This is a genomic window from Lutibacter sp., assembly GCF_041555395.1.
In the GTDB taxonomy this organism is placed as follows: domain Bacteria; phylum Bacteroidota; class Bacteroidia; order Flavobacteriales; family Flavobacteriaceae; genus Lutibacter.
The window spans coordinates 45,949-52,775 of sequence record NZ_JBFFKM010000014.1 but is presented as its reverse complement, the minus strand read 5'-3'; the positions used below and the strand labels follow the sequence as shown (position 1 = coordinate 52,775).

7 protein-coding genes are annotated in these 6,827 nt (G+C 33.5%); 3 read left to right on the top strand and 4 right to left on the bottom strand.

Annotated features, from left to right (window positions below; genetic code table 11):
- Together ABY285_RS05085 and ABY285_RS05080 are read left to right on the top strand one after the other, a co-directional pair.
- Positions 1 to 219: hypothetical protein (locus ABY285_RS05085; protein ID WP_372767687.1), on the top strand; the 219-nt coding region annotated here is incomplete at its 5' end.
- A 156-nt stretch (positions 220 to 375) separates the two neighbouring features.
- Positions 376 to 954, top strand: coding sequence for a DUF502 domain-containing protein (locus ABY285_RS05080; RefSeq protein WP_372767685.1), 579 nt, complete (start codon positions 376 to 378; stop codon positions 952 to 954).
- Between the two features lie 89 nt (positions 955 to 1,043).
- Here ABY285_RS05080 and ABY285_RS05075 read toward each other — a convergent pair whose 3' ends face one another.
- The 3 genes from ABY285_RS05075 to ABY285_RS05065 all read right to left on the bottom strand — a co-directional run bounded on the left by ABY285_RS05075 (position 1,044) and on the right by ABY285_RS05065 (position 3,409).
- Positions 1,044 to 1,682, bottom strand: a complete 639-nt coding sequence (locus tag ABY285_RS05075; protein ID WP_372767683.1) for a class I SAM-dependent methyltransferase — start codon at positions 1,680 to 1,682, stop codon at positions 1,044 to 1,046.
- Between the two features lie 168 nt (positions 1,683 to 1,850).
- Positions 1,851 to 2,054 carry a dodecin family protein gene (locus ABY285_RS05070; RefSeq protein ID WP_372767681.1) on the bottom strand — a complete coding sequence of 68 codons (204 nt, stop codon included), beginning with the start codon at positions 2,052 to 2,054 and terminating at the stop codon, positions 1,851 to 1,853.
- Between the two features lie 185 nt (positions 2,055 to 2,239).
- The gene (locus tag ABY285_RS05065) at positions 2,240 to 3,409 is read right to left on the bottom strand and encodes a hypothetical protein (RefSeq protein ID WP_372767679.1); all 1,170 of its coding nucleotides are present in this window, start codon (positions 3,407 to 3,409) and stop codon (positions 2,240 to 2,242) included.
- Positions 3,410 to 3,759: 350 nt separating this feature from the next.
- Here ABY285_RS05065 and ABY285_RS05060 point away from each other — a divergent pair, with 350 nt between their 5' ends.
- A complete protein-coding gene (locus ABY285_RS05060; RefSeq protein WP_372767677.1) occupies positions 3,760 to 4,395 on the top strand; it encodes a hypothetical protein in 636 nt (211 codons plus the stop codon).
- 29 nt (positions 4,396 to 4,424) lie between these two features.
- Here the strand turns inward: ABY285_RS05060 and ppsA are convergent, their stop codons facing one another.
- Complete coding sequence (gene ppsA, locus ABY285_RS05055; protein WP_372767675.1) at positions 4,425 to 6,821, bottom strand: phosphoenolpyruvate synthase; 2,397 nt, start codon at positions 6,819 to 6,821, stop codon at positions 4,425 to 4,427.
- Between the last annotated feature and the right edge of the window lie 6 nt (positions 6,822 to 6,827).

Sequence of the window (6,827 nt, the reverse complement as noted above, 5' to 3'; positions counted from 1 at the left end):
GGATTTCTTCAGCTCTCAAAAGAATTTTCTCCCATATTTTCGGCTTCTATGAGCACAATTTATTCTCCCACAAATCATTCTGTTATTGTCATTCCAAGCATTGATTATTCAATAGCCACAAATTGGGCGCTTAATTTTACGGGTCAATCTTTCTTTGAATTTGAAGATTTTAAAGCAATTGGCACAAGCCTTTTTGCTAGAATAAGATGGAGTTTTTAAATTGTTGTTTTTATTAAACAAGCTTTAAAAGATTCAAATTTTCATCCTATCTTTGAAGTATGTTTTTGTTTATGAAACAACGCTATTTTTTTATTAAATAAAGGCGTTTTCAACAAATGGCAAATCATTAAACACCAATCAAATTATTAAGATATTATGATGAAAAGATTAATCAATTATTTTATAGAAGGTTTATTGTATATAGCGCCATTAACCATAACAGGGTATATTATTTACTCCGTTTTTATGTTTATGGATAATTTATCCCAGGAATTTTTGATTAAGTTTTTTGACATCAAAATTCCCGGTTTGGGTGTATTAACACTTTTGATATTCTTAATTTTTATAGGTTTTGTTGGAAGAACCTTTATTGCGCAGCCGCTAAAACTGGTGTTTAAAAATGTAATAGGAAGGATTCCTTTGGTAAAATTCGTTTATTCGGCCTTTAATGATTTGTTTTCAGCTTTTGTGGGTAAAGAAAAAAAGTTCAACCAACCGGTTTTGGTAAAAGTGAACTTAAGTTCCGATCTTGAAAAAATTGGTTTTATTACTGAAGAAAATTTATCACTTTTGGATGAAGAGAATAAAGTGGCGGTATATTTCCCGCATTCCTATAATTTTTCGGGAGAGTTGTTTATTGTGCCAAGAGCCAATATCAGGCCAATAAATATAAGCTCTAGCGATGTGATGAAATTTGTAATTTCCGCAGGATTGACCGGGTGGGAGAAAGCCTGAGTTTTAAGTGAAAAAACAAAAAAAGGATTGCTTTTATCAATCCTGTTGTCAATTTCTAGATTTTACAGGTTAAAATTGTCTCCCTATTTTTATTTCTTAACAGCCTTTATGACCACAAAGGAACCTTCTCCAAAACCTTTTTTTGGGAGCTGAACTTCTTTTATTTCTTCTATATTTCCAAATAAGGTTTGGTTGTATTCCAGGTCTTTAAAACCAGCTTCCTTCAATAATTTAGTGACTTGGATTACCGAATAAAAATTCGCATACCTAAAAAAAGTGCTTCGCATTCTGTTTTCTTCATAGGCTTTTCCAATTTTCTGATCTTTATCAATAAAACCAATAATAATGCTGCCTTTAGGTTTTAAAACCCTACATGCCTCTTTAAAAGCCTGTTTAGCACTGTTTAAATGGCAAATAGTGACAAAGAGCACAAAATCGAAATTCAAATCTTTAACAGGAAGAATTTCAGCATTGCCGTTTACCACCTCGAGGCCTCTTTTTCTTGCAATAGATGCCATTTCATTGGAGGGCTCAACGCCTTCCTTTATTCCTAAAATTTGCGCAAACTTACCTGTGCCTATACCTACTTCAAGACCTTTTATGTTTTCGGGTAATTTTAAAAATTGTTCTTTTAGTGCAGCTACCTCTGATAGATAGACTTCAGGATATTTTTCATACCAAGCCTCATACGCTTCCACATTTTCGTTAAATATATTTACTTGATTCATGTTGTTTTAATTTAGTGTTATTTAACTGGTTGGGCTGGTCGATTTTTACATTGATAAAATTGAAATTTCATAAAATAAAATGAGGTATTCTTAAACACCAGTTTGCAAGTTTACTGATTAAAATTTTTTTAAAATACCTCATTTTGCTAATTAACCCAAAATAACTAATTAATCTAAAATTCCAAAAGTGACTTTTGTGTCTACCCGGAATTGTGATATTTTATTGCCGTTTATTGTCACATGAAAATGTTCAATATATACAGACTTGATATTTTTCACCGATTTAGAAGCTTCGTTAACTACATTTTGAACGGCATCCTCAAAACTAATGGAGGAATTCCCCATGAGTTCAATAACTTTTAATACTGACATAACTTTCGATTTTATGATTAATAATATGATTAATAATATTTAATGAAATTAATGGTTTGCTCTTTTTATTGAAATGATATTCCTCAATATATTTCTTTTTTTTAATGAGATTTGAACGATTTATTGCATTAATTTTTAGTTTTTGAAATATGAATAGTGACAAAACTCATAAAATGATGAAACCATTAATATCTTAATAAAGCATTCATTGGGTGACCTGTATCTGGCATTTCTTCCGGCGTTAAAAAGAATACTTTTCCGCCTTGCATAAAAGTATTCACGGCACTTAAATCGCTTAAAGATGCATTATTTAAATCTGTTTCCTTACGAAACATTAAACGATTGGTTTGTTTATCGAAAACACCAAATTCATCTTCGCTATTTTGAACAAAAAGTGTATCTATTTTGCCGTTCATCGCAGCCGGAACAATTTCTGAAATTTGATAAGATGTTTTAGGTGTGTGATATAATTCCTTGTATTGAAGTAATTTAGCTTCTTTTATTTTTTCAAAATAAGGGTGAACCAGTTTCCAGGATTCCTGATGCAGTTTGGTTTTGTTTTTAAATTCTGAATCACCGGCAATATAGTTTTCAAGAAGTATTGGATAGGTATTGGCTTCTTTATAAAGCCCGAATAACGGATTGGCGCAAGCAATGACGAGCGGCGCTTTTTTGTTGGAAATTACTTTATTGATGCCTTTATCTATCGCCCTAAAAAAAGTATATAATTCTTTTTTAACATCATCTTTCCCAGGATTTTTTCCTTGATACGCCCCAGTTGCTTGCACGTTTTGTCCTCCTCTGAATTGAAGCATATTTTGTCTGAAATCAAAACCAACTGCTTCTTCCAATTGATCAGGAGCAAAATCTTCAATATAAATATCCTGATAACCATACTTATTGGCTTCATAAAGTTTTACATAATCCTGGCTCAATTCCAATAAATAGAAATCGTCGTCTTCGTTATATAAAGCCAACAATGGTTTTAGATAAAAATGATCGCTTACGTTTGTTTTTATTTCAAAAGAAATAGGAAGCGTATAATAATTTAACCCATTTTTATTCAAAAATATAGCCAAACCGTCTGATGGATTTCTCCACAATTCTATGTCGGCAATTAATTCTTCAATGGGTTTCAAATATTTTTTGATTTCTTGTGAATCCATTTCATGCCGGGCCAGGTCGGTATGCACTTTTTTTATGCATTGTTTTAACGTAGCTTGCGAAATGCGTGCATTTTGTTCTTTGCCGTCTTTGTGCATCGGAAGATAAATGGAAACACAATGAAGTCCATGCGTATTTACTAATTTCTCGAAAATGGGTTTAGGTAACGGATGTTTTATAGCTACTGACATAATCTGGAATTTTATTCTAAATTAGAAACACTTTTGGAGAATTAAAATGATATTCCTCAAAACACCTTGTCAATATTTAAAAGTTATCGACTTATTTTAAGGGTTACATTCAGGTGACATTTAAAAGAATATTATTTATGCCAACATTGAAAAAAAAATCAATAATATTTTTAGTTAATCTGATATTAATCAATTCTTGAAGTTGATACTTATCAATTCATAAAATATTTGAGATTCTTAATTTTAGGGTAAAACAAAAGGTCATGAAACGAGCATATCAAATTTTGCGACAGAAAGGGATGATTAATGACGAACAGCAACTGTTCCAACTAAAAAATAAAATTAAACAGATGAAAAGAATTGCATTATTTATAGGAATATTACTTTTCTCGGCCTGTTCTTCAACCAGATTTGTGGACAGTTGGAAGAACCAAGAAATCACTTCTTTTGAACCGAAAAAAATGTTGGTGATTGGAATGACGGATAACCTGACCGCCCGTAAAATATTTGAGGAGAAATTAAAGAATGCTTTTGTGCTTCGAAACATTTATGCTGTGGAAAGTACAGGTATTATTGATGGTACCTTTACCACCTCTAAAAAAAGCGAGGAAGAAATAGATGAGATGATAAAGAAACTAGCTAAGCAAGGTTTTGATACCGTGGTGATTACATCGGTTAAAGGCGTTGATGAACGCGTAGATTATCATACGGAATACTATCCCTCTATTGGTTATCGCTGGTCAAGATTTGGAAGGTATTATTATTGGTATCAAGACATTTATTACGCACCACAATATTACAATTCCTATAAAGTGTATAACGTTGAAACGGTCATTTACAATATCAATGAGGATGACACCAAATCACTTATTTGGGTAGGCGCATTAAATTTGGTAGATCCACAAACAATTACTTCAACAATAAATGATTATGTAGACAAAATAATTAAACAGCTTGAACGAGAAAAACTGATTAAAGAGCTATAAACAAATCTGTTAGAAATAATTTTAAAAAATTAATGTTCTTGTTTGGCATAACTGGTTTTGTGTTTTTCCGCTTTAACTGTATTCTCAATTCCATTTAATAATGCATCTGGATTAAATGAAATACTGTCAATTCCCTGATTAACCAAAAACTCGGCAAACTCGGGAAAGTCACTCGGTGCCTGACCACAGAATCCTATTTTTGTTTTTGTCTTTTTTGCTTTTTCAATGGCCAAGGCAATCATTGCTTTTGCCGCTTTGTTATTTTCGTCAAAAAGTTCGGCCATCAATTGGGAATCCCGGTCAACACCGAGGGTTAATTGAGTTAAGTCATTAGAGCCAATTGAGAAACCATCAAAAATTTCAGCAAATTCTTCAGCCAAAATAACATTGCTCGGTATCTCAACCATGGTGTAAATTTCAAGTCCGTTTTCCCCGCGTTTCAGTCCGTTTTCGGCCATAATGTTAACCACTTTTTCGCCTTCTTCCAAGGTTCTGCAAAAAGGAATCATCACTTTAAGATTGGTAAGGCCCATAGTGTTGCGTATTCTTTTTATGGCTTTGCATTCCAATCCAAAACCATCTTTGTATAAGTCGTTATAGTATCTGGAAGCGCCTCTGAACCCAAGCATCGGATTTTCTTCCACAGGCTCAAATTGTTTTCCTCCAATTAGATTTGCATACTCATTCGTTTTAAAATCGCTCATTCTCACAATCACTTCTTTTGGATAAAAAGCTGCTGCTATGGTAGCGATACCTTGGGTAAGCTGGTCCACAAAATAATCTTCTTTGTTTGGATAATTGGCCGTTAGTTTTTCAATTTCAATTCTAATGGACTCTTCCTTAATTTTATCGAAATTTACCAAAGCCATCGGGTGAATTTTTATGGTATGCATGATGATAAATTCCATACGTAATAAGCCAACACCGTTATTTGGATAAAAAGAAAGCTGGTATGCTTTTTCAGGATCGGCCAATATCATTTTTATCTCAGTCTTTGGCAATTTGATATGTGAAAAATCGATTACTTTTTTTTCATAAGGAAGGTTTCCTTTAAAAATATAGCCTGTTTTTCCTTCTGCACAAGAAATAGTAATTACATGGCCATCAGCTATCGTTTGGGTTGCGTCTCCACAACCTACAACAGCCGGGACTCCAAGTTCTCTGGCTACAATGGAAGCATGGCTGGTTCTTCCTCCTTTATTTGTGACAATACCTGCAGCTTTTTTTAGTATTGGATCCCAATCGGGCGTAATCGTATCCGTAACTACAATTTCACCTTTTTGTAGTTGAGAAGCTTCTTTTGGTGAATTTAAAATCCGTGCTGTGCCGACAATAATTTCCGAGCCAACTGCATTTCCAGCACAGAGAATTTCGCTTTTTGCCTCTAACTTATATTCAAAAAACAGATTTTTGTCTTTCATTTGGTGCACTGTTTCCGGGCGGGCCTGAATGATATATAAATTGCCGGTAATTCCGTCTTTTGCCCATTCAATATCCATCGCTTTTTGATAGTGCTCCTCAATAAGCAACGCCCATTCTGAAAGTGTGTGGATCTCTTTATCTGTTAATATATATTGGTTTTGTTTTTCTAACGGTGTGTCTGTATTCATTATGGAGGAATGGTTGTTAGATTCAGTATAAACCATGGTTTTTGCTTTATTGCCCATTTTCCTCTGAATAATGGCATCTTTACCTAACCTTAGCGTAGGTTTAAAAACATAAAATTCATCGGGATTCACCAAACCCTGCACAATATTTTCTCCCAATCCCCATACTCCGGAAATCAGAATAATGTTCTCAAAACCCGATTCAGGCTCAAGCGTAAATCCAACGCCAGAACAGCCTTTATCTGATCGAACCATTTTTTGGACACCAACAGATATGGCAATGTCTTGATGTTTAAAGCCCTTGTCTTCCCTATATTTTATGGCGCGATTCGTATATAATGACGCAAAGCAATCTTTAACGGCAATCAGCAAGTGATTTTCTCCTTTAATATTTAAAAAAGAATCATGTTGCCCCGCAAAACTTGCTTCCGGCAAGTCTTCCGCAGTTGCGCTGCTTCTCACCGCTACTTCAAAATAATTATTATTGCATAAATTTTTATAAGCATCAATTATTGCCTGTGAAAATTTTTCGGAAAAAGTTCCTTTAAGAATGAGTTCCCTAGCTTCCTGACCAATGTCATTAAGGTTTGAATACTCCTTTTTATCAAGCTTATTCAATGTATTGTTTAAGCCATCTTCTAAATTATTTTCTTGTAAAAACAAATTAAAAGCTTTAGAAGTAGTTGCAAAGCCATTTGGAATATTTATTCCTTTTTTATTAAGTTGGGTATACATTTCGCCCAAAGAAGCATTTTTCCCTCCAACTTTAGCAATGTCTTGTATTCGGATTTGGCTGAATTCTTTTATAAATAGGTTCATTTCAAC

Excerpts from the sequence above, each read along its gene's own strand:
- ABY285_RS05080 (WP_372767685.1), top strand. The coding sequence starts at position 376 with ATGATGAAAAGATTAATCAATTATTTTATAGAAGGTTTATTGTATATA.
- ABY285_RS05075 (WP_372767683.1), bottom strand. The coding sequence starts at position 1,682 with ATGAATCAAGTAAATATATTTAACGAAAATGTGGAAGCGTATGAGGCT.
- ABY285_RS05070 (WP_372767681.1), bottom strand. The coding sequence starts at position 2,054 with ATGTCAGTATTAAAAGTTATTGAACTCATGGGGAATTCCTCCATTAGT.
- ABY285_RS05065 (WP_372767679.1), bottom strand. The coding sequence starts at position 3,409 with ATGTCAGTAGCTATAAAACATCCGTTACCTAAACCCATTTTCGAGAAA.
- ABY285_RS05060 (WP_372767677.1), top strand. The coding sequence starts at position 3,760 with ATGAAAAGAATTGCATTATTTATAGGAATATTACTTTTCTCGGCCTGT.
- ppsA (WP_372767675.1), bottom strand. The coding sequence starts at position 6,821 with ATGAACCTATTTATAAAAGAATTCAGCCAAATCCGAATACAAGACATT.